This is a genomic window from Deinococcus sp. AB2017081, from assembly GCF_034440735.1.
GTDB lineage: Bacteria > Deinococcota > Deinococci > Deinococcales > Deinococcaceae > Deinococcus > Deinococcus rufus.
Genome location: NZ_CP140098.1, coordinates 722,337 through 739,990, shown reverse-complemented (window position 1 = coordinate 739,990; position 17,654 = coordinate 722,337). Strand labels below are relative to the sequence as shown.

The following is a 17,654-nucleotide window of genomic DNA, read 5'->3' as shown; positions in this document are numbered from 1 at the left end:
ACTACTCCGCCCTCTCCCCCGCCCGCACCGGCTCCCGGAGCACGTTCTGCGGCGGCGCGAGCGGGCAGCTCCAGCGCGGATCGTAGAAGCACGACGGGTGGAACGCGAAGTTGAAGTCCAGCACGAGGTCGCCTGCGGGCGTGCTGCCCAGGTCAGCACTCTTGGCCGTGTCGAGCAGGTACCGGCCGCCGCCGTAGCTGTCCGTGCCGCTGGTGGCGTCCCGGAAGGGCACGAACACGCCGCCGCCGTACACGTCGATCCAGTACACGTCCAGGCTGCCCACAGGCAGGGTCACGCGGCCGAAGCGCACCAGCGGCATGTCCTGCCCGGTCGAGGAGGGGATGGTCAGGCGCTCCTGCGGCAACGGTTCGATGGCCGCAGCGAAGGACAGCGCGGGGTCGTAGGGCCAGACGGGCAGGGCGTCGAAGGAGGCCCGCGCTTCGGGGAGCAGCGGGGACTGGGCGTGGTCGCGGAACAGGCGGTTGCGTTCTGTCTGCCACAGCCCATGCGCGGCCACGGGATCATGTTCCCGGAGCTCTCGGACACGGGCATACAGGGCACCGACCTGCCGCCGCCAGTCGAGCAGATCCAGCCACGCGGTGTCGGAAGCACTGGAGTCGGGAGTCATGCAGGCCATGCTAGGCCGGGCGTTTCCGCGCGGTCTTCACGCCTTCCTTACCCGCCGCCGGGTGTTCCCGGCGGGACACTTTCTGCCCCATGCCGGGCGTATCCTGCCCTCATGAAGTGGCTCTCTGACCGTGGGCTTGCGCCCGTCGTGGACAAGGTGGAGGCCGGGGAACGCCTGTCCTTCGACGAGGGCATGGCGCTGTTCCACACCCGTGACCTGAACGCACTGATGCGCCTCGCGAACCGGCGCAAGGAGCGGCTGCACGGCGACAAGGTGTATTTCGTCCACTCGATGCGGCTGGAGTTCACCAACATCTGCTACGTGGGCTGCACCTTCTGTGCCTTCGCGGCGCACAAGAACGAGGAACGCGCGTGGGACTACTCCCCCGAGGAGGTCGCGGCGCAGGTGCGGCGGCGCTACCTGCCGGGCATCACCGAACTGCACATGAGCAGCGGCCACCACCCGAACCACCCGTGGGCGTACTACCCGCAGATGGTGCGGAACCTCCGCGAGGCGTTCCCCGACCTGCAGGTCAAGGCCTTCACGGCGGCCGAGATCGAGCACCTGAGCAGAATCAGCAAGAAGCCCACGCTGGACGTGCTGCGCGAGCTGCAGGACGCGGGCCTGAGCGCCATGCCCGGCGGCGGCGCGGAGATCTTCGCGGATCGCGTCCGGAAACAGGTCGCGAAGAACAAGGTGAAGGCCGAGAAGTGGCTGCAGATCCACAGCGAGGCGCACTCGCTGGGCATGCGGACGAACGCGACCATGCTGTACGGCCACATCGAGACGCTGGAGGAACGCCTGGATCACATGGATCGCCTGCGCACCCTGCAGGACGACTCGCTGGCCCGCCACGGCGGCGGCTTCCACGCGTTCATCCCGCTGGCCTTCCAGCCGCTCGGGAACACCCTGGCGCAGAACCTCGGCAAGACCGACTTCACGACCGGCCTGGACGACCTGCGGAACCTCGCCGTGGCGCGCATCTACCTCGACAATTTCCCGCACATCAAGGGCTACTGGGTCATGATCGGCAGCGAACTGACGCAGGTGTCGCTCGACTGGGGCGTGTCGGACATCGACGGCACGATCCAGGAGGAGCACATCGCGCACGCGGCCGGGGCGACCAGTCCCATGAAGCTGTCCGAGCAGGGCATGATCCGCATGATCCAGGCCGCCGGACGCACCCCGGTGCTGCGCGACGCGTACTACAACGAACTCCAGACCTTCCCGGCCACCCAGCCCGGCACCACCGAGGCCGCCGACTGAGCGGGGCCGCCACCACGGACGACCCCGCCCCGGACGGCACCGTCAGCGACCTCGACGCCGTGCTGATGCTCGACGAGATGTGGAACGCCGCGTACCACCACCGCGACCCCGGCCGCCTGGCGGGCGTCCTCGCCGACGACTGGATGGCGTTCTTCCCCGACGGCACGGCCGTCTTCAAGAGTGACCTGCTGGACGGCATGACCCGCAACGCCCCCGCCACCCTGGTCTTCGAACGCCATGCGAGCCGCGTGTACGGCGACACGGCCGTGACGCGCGGCACCCTGTACGCCAACGGCGAGCGCGTGCAGAGCTTCCTGCGCGTCTACGCCCGCCGCGGCGGAAGCTGGCAAGCGGTGAGCGTGCAGGTGGTGCCGTGAATTACACGAGGGTTGATTTGATCAAGTCGTATCTTGACGCGCAGCGCTATTCGAATGCAGATAAGGTTTTGGCCGATGATACTCAAGCGTTTACGGTAGCACTACAGCGAGGTTTCAATATATATCTCACTGATTTAAAAGATATCGATGCGACAAATCCCCAGTGGCCTTTAGCATTTGTATTTCATCAGGGCATCAAGGTAATTCAGACACAAGACGATGGTGTACTTGAGGCAGGATTGCTCTACCTGAAGTTAGAGCAGGGCGGAGAAGCCGGGAAGCAGATTCTGAATCAGTATGTATTGGTCGGAGAGGCCAGGCAGCAGGTCATGACCCATGCAATGAAGCTCCTGACTGATGTTGTGGATGCCGTCTGGCCTGACTCGCCTCTGTCAGTCACCTCGGACAACCTTTTGCAGAATGGTTTCGATGACAGCAATCGGCCCGACCCAATGGATTTCTGGTGATCCTGTGACCTACCGTGCCGGCTGGATCCACTTCACGAACGTCGCGCCGATCCTGGATTCGCTGGTGCTGCCGGCGGGCGTCACGGCGATCACCGGCGTGCCCACGGAGATGAACGAGGCGCTGCTCTCGCGGCGGGTCGATATCGCCAACATCAGCGCGGTGGAGTTCATCCGGAACGCGGACGCGCTGGAGGCCCTGCCGGATTTCAGCGTGGCGGTGCTGGGGCCGGTGTACTCGGTGAACCTGTTCCACACGCAGCCCCTGGCGGAGCTGCACCGGATCGCCCTGACCAGCCAGTCGGCCATGAGTGTGGCGCTGCTGGAGGTGCTGCTGCGCGGGCGGGGCCTGTCGCCGGTGCTGGAGCGCGCCGAGGGCACCGCCGAGGAGCTGCTGGCCACGGGCTTCGACGGGGTACTGCGGATCGGGGACAGTGCGCTGCGCGAGTGGTACGGCGTGGTGGGGCCGCTCACGCCCGAGACGACCATGACCTCGCTGCCGCACACGGCGCGCGGCATCACCGTGACCGATCTGGCCGAGGAGTGGTTCGCGCTGACCGGGCACCCCTTCACCTTCGCGGTGTGGGCGTACCACCGGGACAATCCGCCGCCACCGGCGCTGGTGCAGGCCATGCGGGAAGCGCGGCGCGAGGGGATCGGACACCTCGCCGGGGTGGCGGGGCGGCACGCGCTGAAGCTGGGGCTGCCCGAGCGGGTGGTGCAGCACTACCTGTGGAACTTCCGCTATCACCTGGAAGCGCCGGATCGCCTGGGCCTGACCGAGTTCGCGGCGATGGCCGTACCAGGGCACGCGCCGCTGCGCTTCGGTCCCCGGCCGGGAGTGCTGGAAACGACGGGCTGAGCGGGGCTCAGGTCAGCGTGTCCAGCGGCCCCAGGGCCACCACGGTCAGGCGATCCAGGGGGCACAGCGCGAGCACGGCCTGCACGTCCTGCACGGTCAGGCGCTCGAAGCGGGCGACGAGCTGCTCCACGGTCACGACCTGCCCGGTCGCCACGTACTCCATGCCCAGCGTGAACAGGCGATCCTGCGGCGTGTCGGCCCGCAGCAGCAGACCCACGGCGTGTTTGCGGGCGGCGCGGCGCACGGCGTCCGGGGTGATCAGCGACCCGGCGTCCGCGAGCACCCGGCGGTAGGTGTCCAGCACCGTCTGGGCGCGGGCGGGGTCACACGAGAAGCCGCCCTCGAAGATGCCGGTATCGACGTAGTCCAGGTGGCTCAGGTCGGCGCTGTCGGCCAGGCCGGTGTCGATCAGCGCCCAGTACAGCGCCCCGTTGTCGCCGCCGATCAGGTCGGCCAGGACGCTGGCGGCCTCGCGCAGCGGGTGCGTGATGCCCAGGCCGGGCGCGGCCGTGGCGACCTGCACGCGGCTCAGGGCCATGTCCGTGAGCACCCGCAGCGTGCCGGGATGGGCAGGCACGGCGGGTACGGACGCCGGGGGCACCGGCGACGCCGGCCACGTCCCCAGGGTGTGCTGTGCCCAGTCCAGCACGGCCGCCGCGTCGAACTGCCCGGTCACGACCAGCGTGACGCGCCCCGCGCCGTAGCGCTCGTGGTGGTTGCGCCGCAGCGCGTCCGGACTCAGGGCGCTGACCGTATCGACGGTGCCCAGGATGCGGTGCCCCAGGGGATGCGCGGCCCAGTAGTCGGCGTGCAGTTCCTCGGCCACGCGCACCGTGGGCTGATCCGCGTACATGGCGATCTCCTCCAGGATCACGCCGCGTTCGGGTTCGATGTCGGCGGCCCGCAGCGCCGGGCGCATCAGCTCGGTCAGGGTGTCCAGCAGCTCCGGCAGGCGCTCGGGCAGGCTGGCCGCGTGGTACACGGTCGCCTCCTCGCTGGTGAAGGCGTTGGCGTGGCCGCCCAGGTCGTCCAGACGGGCATTGAGTTCCGCCGCGCTGACGTGCTCGGAACCCTTGAACAGCAGGTGTTCGATGAAGTGGCTGACGCCCATCTCGCCGCTGCGCTCGTCGCGGGCACCGGTGCGGACAAAATAACCGGCGGCCACGGTCTGCGCGTCCAGATCCGGGTCGAGCAGCACGGTCAGGCCGCCCGGCAGGACGTGGCGCCGGGCACCGGCCAGCGTCGGCATGGAATCAGGCATGCGGGAGCTCCTGTGGCCCCAGGGTGACCAGACTCAGGTCACGAACCGGGTCGTAGCCGGCCAGGAAGGCGTTCACGCGCTCCAGGGTCAGGGCCGCGAGCTGCGCCCGCAGCTCGGGCAGCGGGCGCACACGGCCGAACAGGGCGACATCGCGGGTCATGGCCCCGGCGCGGGCCCGCAGGCCCTCGGCCCCGAAGGTCACACTGGCGTGCAGGCCGGAGCGGGCCCGCCCGAACTCGGCGGCCGTCAGACCACGCGGCAGCCGCGCGAGTTCCGCGATCAGCACGTCCAGCGTCTCGGGGGCCCGTTCCGGGGTGCTGCCCGCATATGTGGCGAGAAAGCCCTGGCCGCCCAGGATCACGGGGCTGGCGCTGACCGCGTAGGCCAGCCCGCGCTCCTCGCGCACGGCGTGGAACAGGCGGCTGGCGCTGCCACCGGACAGGGCGCCCAGCGCGACCTGCCACGGCAGCCAGTCCGGGTCACGCGGGGACACGCCGGGCGCCGTCAGGCTCAGGTGGGTCTGTTCGGCATCGGCATCCGGGAGCCACGCCCGCACGCCGGGCACGTACGCGGCAGGCACGGTCTCACTCGCGCCGGGGCGCAGGTCGCCCAGCCGCGCCATGACGAGTTCCAGCGCCCGCCCGGGCTCCAGATCGGCCACCAGACCGAGCACGCCGCCCGCCTGCCCCAGACGGCGCAGGTGGGCACTCAGGCGGCCGGGCGTGAGCGCCGCCAGCCCCGTCACGGTGCCGCTGGCCGGGTGGCCGAAGCCCGCGAAGGGCGAGCCGGCCGGGGGCGGGAAAGCCAGCGCGCGCGACGTCACCGCCAGCCGATCCGTCGGGCTGTCCTGCAGGGCCTCCAGATCCTGCCGGGCCAGATCGGTCAGGATGGGCAGTTCGTCGGCGGGCAGGGTGGGGCGGTTCAGGACGTCGGCGGTCAGGGCCAGGGCGGCGTCCAGATCGTCGGCCAGGCCACCGAGGCTGAGTCGGGTGGCCTCCAGGCCCACACCACCCCCACGCCGCACGCCCAGATCGTCGAAGGCGTCCTGCAGGGCGCGGGCATCCCGGCCGGCCGCACCCTTGAACAGCCATTCCTCCAGCACGCCGGTCGTGCCCTCGTGACCGGCCGGGTCATGGGCGCTGCCGGTGGGCAGACGCAGATCGAAGGCAAAGCCCGCTGTGCGGCGGCGCTCAAAGGCCACGCGCAGGCCGCCGGGCAGCGTCCACACGGCCGTCTCGGACGGGCCCGTCTCGGACAGGGCCGGGGCGGTCAGGGAGACGCCGGGGGCGTCAGTGGGGCGGGCGGACACCGGGGGATTCTACTCCGCAGCCCGGCCCTGACGGGTGCCGTGATCCGCCCCGCCGGCACCGGTGCTCCGCCCGCTCCCCCTTGACGACCGGGGCACCGGATCATACATTGGTAACGTTACCACCCACTCTGGCCTCGGCCCCGATGATCCAGTCATCGGCTCCAGTGCCGCACATGTCGTCTTCAGCGATCTTCGGTCAAGGTCGGCGGAGCACGCCGCGCTCCGAACTGGAATCGTTACCATCAGGGCAGGAGGTGGTTCATGGACAAGCCCAGCCTGAGGGACGTCGCCCGCCGCGCCGGGGTCGGCACGACGACCGTGTCGCGGGTGCTCAACCAGCATCCGAACATCTCGGACACGACGCGGGCCCGGGTCACGGCCGCCATCGAGCAGCTCGGCTACGTGCCGGACGTGGGCGCGCGGCACTTCCGGCTGGGGCGCACCCACGCCGTGTCGGCGCTGCTGCCCATGATCGGCACCCCCTTCTACGAGACGCTGCTGACCGCCCTGCACGGGCCACTGGAGGCCCAGGGGTACGATCTGGCGCTGTTTCCGCTGCTGGGCTCACAGCGCGTGCGGAGATTCCGCGATGCCAGTGCCCTGGCGTACCGTGCCGACGCCCTGCTGATCGTGTCGCAGCACCCGGACGAGCTGTACGGTGGGCCTCCGCCCTTCCGGGGCCCGACGGTGCTGCTCGACGCCCAGCACCCCACGTACCACAGCGTGTCCTTCGACAACCACAGCGCCGGGCGGCTGGCCGCCGAATATGCATTGGGCCGCCGCCTGCCGATCGTCTTCCTGGACGGTGCAGATGCCCCGGGCGCGCCCGGCTCGCCGGTCTTCGTGGCCCGCCGCGCCGGGATCGTGCAGACCCTGGGCCGCCACGGCATCCGGCCGGTGCTGACCGTCAGCGTGCTGCCCGAGCAGGAGGGCCTGCGCCTGGCCGCGCAGCAGATCGCCGCCCGGCGCCCCCCCGGGCCGTTCCTGCTGCTGGCCATGACCGACGACCTCGCGCTGGGGGTACGCCAGCACCTGCACGACAGCGGGGGCCTGCGCCTGGGGGAGGACTACCTGCTCCTGGGCTTCGACGGCAGTGCCGCCGCCGCCGCCGCCGGCCTGAGCAGCGTGGTGCAGCCCGTGCAGGCCATGGGTGAGGCCGCTGCCAGCGTGCTGCTCGAGGCCCTGCGTGGGGAGCTGAATACCCTGGTGCAGCGCCAGTTCTCGCCCACCCTGCGGGAAGACCGCAGCACGGCCCTGCAGGCCGATCCTCAGCAGCACCCCACATGAGCACGCCGTCCGAGGCCCGTGGCCCCCCGGTCACGGACGACCGTTCCCCAGCCTGTTCCGTCAGCCCGACACCCCCCCCGGGCCACTGGCCCACAAGGAGCCCACCATGAACCGAGCCCTGACTGTCCTGTCCCTGGCGCTGCTCGGCAGCGCGCACGCCGCCACCCTGACCCTGTGGACGTCCTTCGAGGCGGCGGGCGAACTCGCGTGGATCAAGGCGCAGGCGGCCGCCTTCGAGAAGGCCACCGGCCACAAGGTGAACGTGGTCTCCGTGCCCTTCGCCCAGACCCAGGACAAGTTCATCCAGTCGGCGCCCAAGGGCCAGGGGCCGGATCTGATCGCCACCGAGCCCCATGACCGCCTGGGCCGCTACGCCGCGTCCGGCGTGATCGAGCCGATGGACAAGTACATCACCTCCAAGGCCGACCTCGACAAGACCGCGCTGTCGGCCTTCACGTACCAGGGCAAGCTGTTCGGCCTGCCCCTGAACGCCGAGGCGGTCGCGCTGGTCTACAACAGGGCGCTGGTGCCGCAGGCTCCCACCACCTGGGACGCCTTCCTCAGGGCCGCGAAGGCGAATACCGGCAACGGCAGGTTCGGGTACCTCTCCGATATCGCCGAGCCGTACAAGAGCTACGGCTTTGTCAGTGCCTACGGCGGCTACGTGTTCAGGAACAATGGCGGCACGCTGGACACGAAGGACATCGGCCTGGACAACGCCGGTACCGCAAAGGCCCTGGGCTTCCTGAACGACCTGCGCTACAAGTACGGCCTGGTCGCGGAGGGCGTCAGCCAGGACGCCGCCAAGAGCGCGTTCGTCGACGGTCGCCTGGCAATGTTCTACACCGGCCCGTGGGACATGGGCGACATCAAGAAGGCGGGCATCGACTACGGCATCCTGCCGTTCCCCACCCCCCCCGGCGCGACCGGCAAGTGGAGCCCGTTTGTCGGCGTGCGCGGCATCCTGGTCAGCGCGTACAGCAAGAACAAGACCGTGGCCGTGCAGCTGGCCCGGCAGCTGACGTCCTCGGCGTCGCAGCTGTCGTTCAACCAGGCGAACGGCTCGATCCCCACCAGCCTGTCGGCCCGCGCAAAACTCCGCGCCGATCCGGTGGTCGCGGGCTTCGGCAGGGCCGTCGCGCTGGGCACGCCCATGCCGAACATCCCGCAGATGGGCGCGGTGTGGGGGCCCTGGGCCGCCGCGACCGCCCAGGGCGTGCAGAAGGCCAATCAGCCCTACGGTGACCTGCTGAAGAAGGCCGTGACCGAGATCGAGAGCAACATCAACAAGTAGGCCAGATCACGAAGGGCGGAACGGAACCCGAACCCCGTTCCGCCCTTCGGCGTGTCTTGAGATCCCGCACGGTCTGCAACTTTCCACCGATTCGGCCCCCCGCCCGGCACGGCATGGTGGGGGCATGCGGCGCTTTCTCGGCCTTGTGCTGACCCTGGCGATCCTGGCGGGGGCGGCGTACCTGCTGTGGCCCGTCCTGAAGAATGCCCAGCGCTACGCGGCGCTGCTGTCGGCCCCCACACCCACGGCCCGCAGCCTGCCCAACCCCCTGCCCGGCACGCGCTTCGTGGACACCTGGGGCGGAGCCCGCAGCCAGGGCCGCACGCACGAGGGCGTGGACATCTTCGCGAAGCGCGGCACACCCATCCGGGCCACCACGCGCGGCATCGTGCTGAACGTGGGGCCGAACACCCTGGGGGGCCGGACGGTCATGCTGCTGGGGCCGGGCGGGCAGCGGCACTACTACGCCCACCTGGAGCGCTACCCCGACCTGAAACGCGGCGACTGGGTACAGGCGGGCGACGTGGTGGGCTACGTGGGCGACAGTGGCAACGCGAAGGGGACGCCCCCACACCTGCACTACGGCATCTATACGGGCGGCGGCGCGATCAATCCGTACCCGCTGCTGCGGCAGAACTGATCCGGTCGTCCAGACGCGCCTGCACCTGCGGCCACTCCGACGCCGTGACCGAGTACATCACCGTGTCGCGCATGGTGCCGTCGGGGCGGCGCATGTGGGATCGCAGCACGCCCTCGCGCACGGCTCCGAGTGCGGCGATGGCGGCCTGTGAGCGCCGGTTCAGGATGTCCGTCTTGAGCTGCACGCGTTCCATGCCCATGCCTGTGAAGGCGTGGGCCAGCAGCAGGCGCTTCATGCGGCGGTTCACGCCCGTGCCGTACCAGCGCGGATGCAGCCACGTCCAGCCGATCTCGACGCCGGCGTCGGCGGAGCGCAGGTCGCCGTAGCGGGTGCTGCCGGCCAGGGTTCCCGCGACCTCGACCACGAACAGAAGCTGGTTCGGGGCATCCAGCCCGGCGCGGTAGTACTCCGGGGTGGCTGGCGGCGAGCCCATGAACCGCAGCTCGTCGCCGCAGTCTGCGGCCAGGGCACACAGCGGGCCGATATCGGCCTCCGTCAGCGGGCGCAGGGTCAGATCCCCATCGGTGAGTACCACGGCATGCTGCATGCCCAGATGGTAGCGGTCAGCGCGCCTGGAGCGCCCCGATCACCGCACCGTAGGCGGGCTTCTTCGCGTACAGGTCATCGAACAGCAGCGGCTTGCCACCGGCCCGCCACGAACTCGGATCGTTCACGCCCCAGGTCACGAAGGCGCTGCACTTCACGCTCAGGCACGCGCCCACGAGGTCGCGGTACACCTGGGCCTGCCGGGCGAGGTTCGCGGGAGTCGCGCCGCTGGCGGGCAGGGTCACGTCCACCTCGGTCATCTGGATGTCCAGGCCCAGGTCGCGGAAGCGCTTGAGGTTGGCGAGCATACCGGAGTCCTTCACCGAGAAGGCCGAGCTGACATGGGTCTGGAAGCCCACGCCGTGGATCGGCACGCCCCGCGCCAGCAGCCCCTTGACCAGGGCGTACACGGCATCGCTCTTGCCGTTCAGGCCCTCGGTGTTGTAGTCGTTGTAGTACAGCCGCGCCTGCGGGTTCGCCGCGTGTGCCCAGCGGAACGCCTGGTCGATGTAGTCCGGCCCGGCCGCCGCGAAGGGACTGTTGGCCCGCAGCGGGTGGCCGGGGGCGTCCGACACGACCTCGTTCACCACGTCCCAGTACTTCACGCGTGATCCGAAATGGGTCACGACGTTCGTGATGTGGGACTTCATGGCCGCCTGCACCTCGGGAGCGGTCTTGAACTGGTACAGCCACGCCGGCGCGCTGTCGTGCCAGATCAGGGTGTGGCCGCGCACCGCCAGGCCGCGCTGCTGGGCCCACGCGACGGTGGCGTCCGCGAGGCCGTACACGAACTCGCCCTGGGTGCCCTGCAGGGTCTTCCACTTCATGCCGTTCTCCAGCACGACGACCCCGAATTCCCGCGCCACGGTATCGGCGTAGTCGGGATCGAGGTCGTCGAAGAGGGCGCTGTTCACGGCGGCGCCGATCAGGACGCCGCGTGCCTGGGCCGCCTGCTTCAGGGTGGGGGCCTGCCCGGACGCCGTGGCGACCGCGCCGAGCATCAGGGCCGGGAGGAGAAGGAGGGGGAGTTTCATGTCATGACCGCCTTGCCGGGGGTGACCACGGCGGCCCCAGCCCGCAGCGGGGCGGGTGGGGCCGGGAGAGAGGGATGGACCTCCGCAGGAGCACCGGATGTCCGGGAACCGGATGGCCATGCCGGTCAGCGCACGCGGAAGGTGTGCACCGTGCGTGATGTGAAGGTCTGGCCCGGATCGAGACGTGTGGATGGAAAGTCCGGCCAGTTGGGCGAGTCCGGGAAGTGCTGCGTCTCCAGGCACATCCCCGCGTGTTTCGCGTAGACCTGCCCATGCTTCCCGGTGACGCTGCCGTCCAGGAAGTTACCGGAATACACCTGCACGCCGGGCTCGGTCGTGTGGATGGTCAGCTCGCGCCCGGAGTGCGGATCGTGCAGCACGGCCGCCAGCCGCAGCCCCGTGCCGTCCAGCACGAGGTTGTGGTCGTAGCCGCCGACCAGCGTGAGCTGCTCATCCGGCGCGTCCACGCGCTCCCCGACCGGGCGCGGCGTCCGGAAGTCGAAGGGCGTGCCGGCGACCGGACGCACCTCGCCCGTGGGAATGCCCCCCGCCCGCACGGGCGTGAAGGCGGAGGCGTGCACCGTCAGCTCGTGCTCCAGCACGCCGCGCGACGGATCGGCCATGAGGTTCCAGTACGCGTGGTTGGTCAGGTTCAGCACGGTGGGCGCGTCGGTGACCGCGTGGTAGTCGATCTCCAGCGTGTGCGCGCCGTCCAGTTCACCCAGCGTGTAGGTGACGGTCACGCGCAGGTTGCCGGGAAAGCCCATCTCGCCGTCCACGCTCAGGCGCGTGAAGGTGACGGCCGGACGGCCAGCCTCCACGCGGGTCTCGCCGTGCCACACGCGGTGGTCGAAGCCCTGTGGGCCGCCGTGCAGGGCATTGTCTCCGTCGTTGGGCGGCACACGGTACACCTGCCCGTCCAGCGGGAACTGTCCCCCGGCGATCCGGTTGGCGTAGCGCCCGACGGTCGCGCCGAAGTACGGCGAGGTCGCGTGATCCGCGTACGGGCCGGGCTGGTCGTGCCCCAGCACCACGTCCCCCAGGACACCCCGCCGATCCGGGACACACACCCCGACGAGCGTGGCCCCGAAGTCCGTGAGGGTGGCCTGTACGCCGCCGGGCAGGGCCAGCGTGTACAGGTGGATGGCCTCGCCGGCCGGGGTCTGTCCCCAGTGCCGCCGGTCGGCCCGGCCCGTGGGTGTGCTCACGGTCTTACCGGACTCCGAGCAGCAGTTCCATGGTCAGCTGATCCAGGTGCTCCAGGCCGGGGCCACGGGCACCCAGCGCGGCACGGTCGAAGGTGCGGGCTTTCAGGGCCGTGGCGTTCTCGGCGCTGAAGGTGCCGGTCAGCTGGGCCAGTTCGGCGTCCTCGACGCGGTACGCGGCCAGCGCCGCCTGGATTTCGCTGTCGGCGGCGAACTGCGCGGCCTTCTCCTTGAGGATCAGGTACGTCTTCATGCAGCCCTTCGCGAAGGCCCACACGCCCGCCTCGTCCTCGGTGCGCAGGGCGTGCGCGTCGAAGTGGCGGGGGCCGTCGTAGCCCGACTCTTCCAGCAGCTGCACCAGGAAGAACGCGCCCTTGGGATTCTCGGCACCGAAGCGCAGATCCTGGTCGAAGCGGCCCATCTTCTGGTCGTTCAGGTCGATGTGGAACAGCTTCTTCGCGTCGATGGCCTGCGCGACCGCGTGCGTGAAGTTCAGGCCGGCCATGGTCTCGTGCGCGAACTCGGGGTTCACGCCGAACAGCTCGGACTTCTCCAGCGTGGCGATGAAGCCCAGGGCGCTGCCCACGGTCGGCAGGAAGATGTCCGCGCGGGGCTCGTTCGGCTTGGGCTCCAGCGCGAAGCGGTAGCCGTAGCCCTGCGATTCGCTGTACTCGGCCAGGAAGTTCAGCGAGTCGCGGAACCAGCCCATGGCGTCGAGCAGCTTGCCGCCGGCATCGACCTCGGTGCCCTCGCGGCCCCCCCAGAACACGTAGGTCTTGGCGCCCAGTTCGGCCCCCAGATCCATGCTCCGCATGGTCTTCTGCAGGGCATAGGCCCGCACGCGGGCGTCGGCGCTGGTGAAGGCCCCGTCCTTGAAGGCCGGGTCGCCGAACAGGTTGGTGGTCGCCATGGGCACGACCAGGCCGTGGTCAGACAGCGCCTGCTTGAACTCGGCCACGATGCTGTCGCGCTCGCTGGCGTTTGAGCTGATCGGCACGAGGTCGTTGTCGTGCAGGTTCACGCCCCACGCCCCCAGTTCGGCCAGCTTCTGGACGATGTACGGGGCCTTCAGGCCAGAGCGGGTGGACTCACCGAAGGGGTCGCGGCCGGTGTTGCCAACGGTCCAGAGGCCAAAGGTGAACTTGTCGGCGGGGGTGGGGGTGTAGTCGGGCATGGTGGGTCTCCTTGTGAAGGGGTGTGCCGGTCTCAGGGTCGGACGGTCGGACGAGGGCGGTGACTCAGGGCGTGGGACGGGGTGACGGTCAGACCTCCGGCGGATACAGGGCGTCCCGCGTGCGGGCGTACGCGCCCAGGGCGGCCGTCATGTCCACGCTGGGCACGGCCTCCAGGGCGTCGGGGCGGGTGGCGTCGATGGCGGCGGTGAGGTTCTCGTGCAGTCCGGCGGCGGGCATGGCCAGGATCGCCGCGCCGTGCGCCGCGCCGGGCCGGGCAGACGTCGGATGCACCGGCAGCCCCAGCGCCCCGGACGCCAGCCCCAGCCACATCTCCGAGCGGGCTCCGCCCCCGGTCGAGAGCAGCGACCGCAGCGGGGCAATGGGGGCCATGACCGCGTAGGCGTCGGCCAGGGCGGCCACGCTGCCCTCCAGCACGGCACGCACCAGGTGGCCACGCCCGTGCGCGAGGCTCAGGCCGGTGAAGGCCGCACGGGCATGGGGGTTCATCAGCGGGCTGCGCTCGCCCGACAGGTACGGCAGGAAGCTCACTCCATCCGCCCCGGCCGGCACCGCCAGCGCCTCGTCCAGCAGCGTGGGCAGCGGCACGTCCGGCGCGAGCCGGTGGTGCAGCCACTCCAGCGACCCCGCCGCCGACAGGGTCACGCCCAGCAGGTGGTAGCCGCCGTCGGCGTGCGCGAACAGGTGGACGCGGCCCTCGGGATCCGGCGTGGGGGTGGTCAGGGGGCTGAACACCACGCCGGATGTGCCCAGGCTCAGGCTGCCGACGTCCGGCCGCGCCGAGGTGAGGCCCAGCGCGATGCCGGCCGCCGCGTTGTCGCCGCCGCCCGCGACGACCGGCAGACCGGCGGGCAGGCCCGTCTGCGCGGCCCACTCGGCGTTCAGGGTGCCGGTGATCTCGACCGAGCGCACGACCGGCGGGAACAGCGCGGGGTCAATGCCCAGCTCACCCAGGATGTCCGTGTCCCAGTCCTGCCGCGCCAGGTTCAGCGCCCCGACGCCCGATGCGTCCGAGGGCTCGGCGGCCAGCACGCCGGTCAGCACGTACCCCAGGTAGTCCTTGGGGATCAGGGCATGCCTCAGCCGGGCGTACAGTTCCGGTTCCTCGTCCTTCATCCACAGGATCTTGGGCAGCTGGAAGCCGGTCACGGCGCGGTTGCCGGTGCGGGCGACCAGATCGGCGCGGGGAATGCGGGCCTCGATGGCCTCCACCTGCGCGCCGGTGCGCTGGTCGTTCCACAGCAGCGCGGGGCGCAGCACGTCGCCGTGGGCATCCAGCGGCACCAGGCCGTGCATCTGTCCGCTCAGGCCCAGTGCGATCGGCGTGGCATCCTGCTCGCGCAGGCGGGCGACGATGGCGCTCAGGGCGGCGCGGGTGCCCGCCAGCCAGTCCGCGGGGCGCTGCTCCGTCCAGCCGGGGCGGGGGGTGAGCAGCGGGTAGGTCTCGGTGACGTCCGCCAGCACGCGACCGGCAGCGTCCAGGGCGACGGCCTTCACGCCGCTGGTGCCGAGATCCACCCCCAGGGTGACGGGCGTGCTCATGCGCTCAGCTCCGGCGCGTTGATCGCACGTTCGAGCACCTGCGCGGCGGCTCCCCGTGCAGGCAGGTACAGGCTGTCCGGGCGGACGTCCACGCGCACGGGCGGGGCATTGCCGCTGCGGCGGGCGAGATGGGCGTTGAAGAAGTCCAGTGCGGTATCCATGAGTGGGCCTCCCAGGCGGGTGACAGCCCCGCCGATGACGACGACGCTGGGGTTGAGGGTGTGATGCAGGTTCACGAGCAGCAGGCCCAGGGCCTCGCCCGCGCGGCTCAGGGTGATCTGGACGGCCGCCTCGCGCACGCGGGGCAGCAGCGCGGCCTCCAGGGGTTCCAGGGCATTCAGACCCAGGGACGCCCGGATCGCCCAGCCGCCCAGCAGGGTCTCAACGCAGCCCCGGTTGCCGCAGTGGCAGTACAGCCCGCCGGGCTGGATGACGGTGTGCCCCAGTTCCCCCGCCAGCCCGTGGGCGCCGCGCAGCACCCGCCGCCCCCCCTCCACCAGGCCCGCTCCGACCCCGGTGCCCAGGCTCAGGTACGCCAGCACGCCGGCCCCGGTGTCCGGCGGGGACTGCACCGGCAGGTAGGCCTCGCCGAAGGCGGCGGCGTTCGCCTCGTTCTCCAGCACGCGCAGGGAACCGACCCCGTCCACGTGCGGCGCGAGCACCTCCAGAAAGTTCAGCTGCGTCCAGCCCAGGTTCGGGGCGTGCAGCAGGGTCTGGCCGCCCTGCGCGACCGGGCCGGGCACCGCGACGCCCAGACCGAGCACCGTTCGGCCCTGCACCTCCGGGTGGGCGAGCACGGACTGCACCAGGGCGGCCAGGTCGCGGGCCGCACTCTCGGGACTGCCGGTGGGGTGGTGCAGGGCCTCGCGGGCCAGCACCTGACCGGTCAGGTCGCACGCGACGGCGCGTACCCCCAGCACCCCGACCTCGGCCCCCAGCAGGACGTGCCGGCGGCGGTCGAGATACAGCTGACGACCGGGGCGACCGACCGTTCCGTGCTGCAATTCCCCCTCGTGCAGCCATCCGGTGCCCAGCAGCTCCTGCACCACGCTGCCGACCGTGACCTTGGTGCGACCGGTGCGGGCGGCGAGTTCGGCGCGGCTCAGCCCACCCTCACGGCGCAGCGCATCGAGGATCGCGGCGCGGTTGAGGTGTTTGAGATAGCCCTGGTCGCCAGAGGGAGACAGTGGTGTCATGGAGTCCTTGCCGCCGCCGGCCGAGTGGGTGCAGATAAGTAAAAGGGGTTTACGAACAGGAGCCTAGCGCGTGTCGGATCGCCCGTCAAGCCGCAGCGACCCCAGACGGCATCGAGGACAGTCCGACTCCGCTTTTCTCGGCCTATCAGCCACATCTCCTGAATCGATATTGGTGGTGTTAACCACGTTTTAAGTTCGTAAGAATTACGAATGCGTGCCCCCGCAGACCGTGATGGACGCACGTCCCTGACGCAGGCAGAAGGTGCTTGAGTTGCTGACGGGCGTCGTTCTCCTCCTCCCCCCCCGATGGCCGGGTGCTGCGGCCGACCGGGTCAGGGCTTGACAGCGCTTTCAGATGGGGGTAGGCTCGATTTATCAGAAATTAAGCCTTCGTTCAGGCACCTGTGCCTGTCCCGCACTTCGCCGTGTCCTGCCCCCTGGAGTCCGTATGCTCGAACCCGTCACCCTGGCCCACGTGGCCCAAGAAGCTGGCGTCTCGCCCAGCACGGTGTCGCGTATCCTGAACGGCACCGCCAACGTGGCGCCCGAGAAACGGGCACGGGTCGAAGCGGTGATCGCGCGGCTGAACTTCAAGCCCAATCCCCAGGCGCAGGCGCTGGCCAATGGCCGCAGCCTGACCATCGGCGTGATCACGCCCAGCCTGAACTCCACCTTCTACGGAGAGGCCCTGGCCGGGATCGAGGCCGTCCTGAACGACACGCCGTACCATCCGCTGGTCATCAGCGGCCAGTGGCGGCCCGAACGCGAGCAGGAGGCCCTGGATGTGCTGCTGCTGCGGCGCGTGGACGCCGTCATCCTGATGGGCGGGATCCTCGACGACGCCATTCTGGAGCGCGTCGCCGTGCGCGTCCCGATGGTCGCCCTGGGCCGCGACGTGCGCGGGCTCAGCGAGCGCTGCGTGGTCATGGACAACCGGCTGGGCATGCGGGCGATCGTGAGTCACCTGCTCGACCTGGGACACCGCGACTTCGCCTTCATCGGCGGGGCCGAGCGGCAGCAGGATGCTGTGGAGCGCCGGGAATCGGTCATGGCCACGCTGCTCGAGGCGGGTGTCCCCATTCCGGACGCGCTGATCGCGAGCGGCGAATACACCGAGGACGGCGGACGGGAGGCAGCGGCCCGCCTGCTCGCCACCGGACTGCCGTTCACGGCGCTGGTCTGTGCAAACGACCAGATGGCCCTGGGCGCCCGGCTGACCCTGTACCGCCACGGGCTGCGCGTCCCCGAGGACGTGTCCCTGACCGGCTTCGACGACGTCATCACGTCCTCGCTGATGACCCCGCCCCTGACCACGGTGCGCCAGGCGATCTACGACATGGGCGAGGTCGCGGCGCGTGCCGCGCTGAGCCTGCTGCGCGGCGAGAAGGTCACCATGCAGGTCTTCACGCCGGAGCTCGTGCTCCGTGAGTCCACCATGCCCCCCGCCCGCACCCACCACCCGACCACCCTGAGCGAGGCGATGACCGTGCCCAGCGGCTAGGCCGTTCCCGGCAGGTCATGAGCACCACCCGACCGAACCATCACCCATC

At 70.4% G+C, this 17,654-nt stretch carries 17 protein-coding genes; 8 read left to right on the top strand and 9 right to left on the bottom strand.

Annotation, left to right across the window (positions count from 1 at the left end; all coding sequences use genetic code 11):
- Nucleotide 1: 1 nt before the first annotated feature.
- Nucleotides 2-628, bottom strand: a complete 627-nt coding sequence (locus tag U2P90_RS03590) for a DUF1684 domain-containing protein (RefSeq protein ID WP_322473833.1) — start codon at nucleotides 626-628, stop codon at nucleotides 2-4.
- Between the two features lie 111 nt (nucleotides 629-739).
- Between U2P90_RS03590 and mqnE the strand changes: the two genes are divergently transcribed.
- The 4 genes from mqnE to U2P90_RS03570 all read left to right on the top strand — a co-directional run bounded on the left by mqnE (nucleotide 740) and on the right by U2P90_RS03570 (nucleotide 3,597).
- Nucleotides 740-1,894, top strand: coding sequence for an aminofutalosine synthase MqnE (mqnE, locus tag U2P90_RS03585; protein WP_322473832.1), 1,155 nt, complete (start codon nucleotides 740-742; stop codon nucleotides 1,892-1,894).
- A gap of 65 nt (nucleotides 1,895-1,959) precedes the next feature.
- Nucleotides 1,960-2,271 (top strand): nuclear transport factor 2 family protein, encoded by a 312-nt coding sequence (locus tag U2P90_RS03580; protein WP_295820071.1) that lies wholly within the window; start codon nucleotides 1,960-1,962, stop codon nucleotides 2,269-2,271.
- Nucleotides 2,268-2,738 carry a hypothetical protein gene (locus U2P90_RS03575; RefSeq protein WP_322473831.1) on the top strand — a complete coding sequence of 157 codons (471 nt, stop codon included), beginning with the start codon at nucleotides 2,268-2,270 and terminating at the stop codon, nucleotides 2,736-2,738. The genes U2P90_RS03580 and U2P90_RS03575 overlap by 4 nt, the downstream gene beginning before the upstream one ends.
- Nucleotides 2,739-2,742: 4 nt before the next feature.
- Nucleotides 2,743-3,597, top strand: coding sequence for a menaquinone biosynthetic enzyme MqnA/MqnD family protein (locus tag U2P90_RS03570; RefSeq protein WP_322473830.1), 855 nt, complete (start codon nucleotides 2,743-2,745; stop codon nucleotides 3,595-3,597).
- A 7-nt stretch (nucleotides 3,598-3,604) separates the two neighbouring features.
- Here the strand turns inward: U2P90_RS03570 and U2P90_RS03565 are convergent, their stop codons facing one another.
- Both U2P90_RS03565 and U2P90_RS03560 read right to left on the bottom strand, forming a co-directional pair.
- Nucleotides 3,605-4,858: a M16 family metallopeptidase gene (locus U2P90_RS03565; RefSeq protein ID WP_322473829.1), complete on the bottom strand. Its 1,254-nt coding sequence runs from the start codon at nucleotides 4,856-4,858 to the stop codon at nucleotides 3,605-3,607.
- Nucleotides 4,851-6,131 (bottom strand): M16 family metallopeptidase, encoded by a 1,281-nt coding sequence (locus U2P90_RS03560; RefSeq protein ID WP_380101336.1) that lies wholly within the window; start codon nucleotides 6,129-6,131, stop codon nucleotides 4,851-4,853. The genes U2P90_RS03565 and U2P90_RS03560 overlap by 8 nt, the downstream gene beginning before the upstream one ends.
- 297 nt (nucleotides 6,132-6,428) lie before the next feature.
- Here U2P90_RS03560 and U2P90_RS03555 point away from each other — a divergent pair, with 297 nt between their 5' ends.
- The 3 genes from U2P90_RS03555 (at nucleotide 6,429) to U2P90_RS03545 (ending at nucleotide 9,388) form a co-directional block, all read left to right on the top strand.
- On the top strand, nucleotides 6,429-7,454 hold the full coding sequence (locus tag U2P90_RS03555; RefSeq protein WP_322473828.1) for a LacI family DNA-binding transcriptional regulator: 1,026 nt from the start codon (nucleotides 6,429-6,431) through the stop codon (nucleotides 7,452-7,454).
- Between the two features lie 106 nt (nucleotides 7,455-7,560).
- Complete coding sequence (locus U2P90_RS03550; protein ID WP_322473827.1) at nucleotides 7,561-8,748, top strand: maltose ABC transporter substrate-binding protein; 1,188 nt, start codon at nucleotides 7,561-7,563, stop codon at nucleotides 8,746-8,748.
- Nucleotides 8,749-8,872: 124 nt separating this feature from the next.
- A complete protein-coding gene (locus tag U2P90_RS03545) occupies nucleotides 8,873-9,388 on the top strand; it encodes a M23 family metallopeptidase (RefSeq protein ID WP_322473826.1) in 516 nt (171 codons plus the stop codon).
- Here U2P90_RS03545 and U2P90_RS03540 read toward each other — a convergent pair.
- The 6 genes from U2P90_RS03540 to U2P90_RS03515 form a co-directional block, all read right to left on the bottom strand.
- On the bottom strand, nucleotides 9,357-9,935 hold the full coding sequence (locus U2P90_RS03540) for a GNAT family N-acetyltransferase (RefSeq protein ID WP_322473825.1): 579 nt from the start codon (nucleotides 9,933-9,935) through the stop codon (nucleotides 9,357-9,359). The two genes, U2P90_RS03545 and U2P90_RS03540, sit on opposite strands and share 32 nt — an antisense overlap.
- A 16-nt stretch (nucleotides 9,936-9,951) precedes the next feature.
- Nucleotides 9,952-10,968, bottom strand: a complete 1,017-nt coding sequence (locus U2P90_RS03535) for an endo-1,4-beta-xylanase (RefSeq protein WP_295820092.1) — start codon at nucleotides 10,966-10,968, stop codon at nucleotides 9,952-9,954.
- A gap of 125 nt (nucleotides 10,969-11,093) precedes the next feature.
- A complete protein-coding gene (locus U2P90_RS03530) occupies nucleotides 11,094-12,176 on the bottom strand; it encodes an aldose epimerase family protein (protein ID WP_322473824.1) in 1,083 nt (360 codons plus the stop codon).
- 4 nt (nucleotides 12,177-12,180) lie between these two features.
- Nucleotides 12,181-13,347: a xylose isomerase gene (xylA, locus tag U2P90_RS03525; protein ID WP_322473823.1), complete on the bottom strand. Its 1,167-nt coding sequence runs from the start codon at nucleotides 13,345-13,347 to the stop codon at nucleotides 12,181-12,183.
- Nucleotides 13,348-13,435: 88 nt separating this feature from the next.
- Nucleotides 13,436-14,908 carry a xylulokinase gene (gene xylB / locus U2P90_RS03520; RefSeq protein WP_322473822.1) on the bottom strand — a complete coding sequence of 491 codons (1,473 nt, stop codon included), beginning with the start codon at nucleotides 14,906-14,908 and terminating at the stop codon, nucleotides 13,436-13,438.
- Nucleotides 14,905-16,104, bottom strand: a complete 1,200-nt coding sequence (locus U2P90_RS03515) for an ROK family transcriptional regulator (protein WP_295820100.1) — start codon at nucleotides 16,102-16,104, stop codon at nucleotides 14,905-14,907. The genes xylB and U2P90_RS03515 overlap by 4 nt, the downstream gene beginning before the upstream one ends.
- Before the next feature lie 448 nt (nucleotides 16,105-16,552).
- On the opposite strand from U2P90_RS03515, the gene U2P90_RS03510 reads away from it, so the two are divergent.
- Nucleotides 16,553-17,605, top strand: coding sequence for a LacI family DNA-binding transcriptional regulator (locus U2P90_RS03510; RefSeq protein ID WP_295820102.1), 1,053 nt, complete (start codon nucleotides 16,553-16,555; stop codon nucleotides 17,603-17,605).
- Nucleotides 17,606-17,654 lie beyond the last annotated feature (49 nt).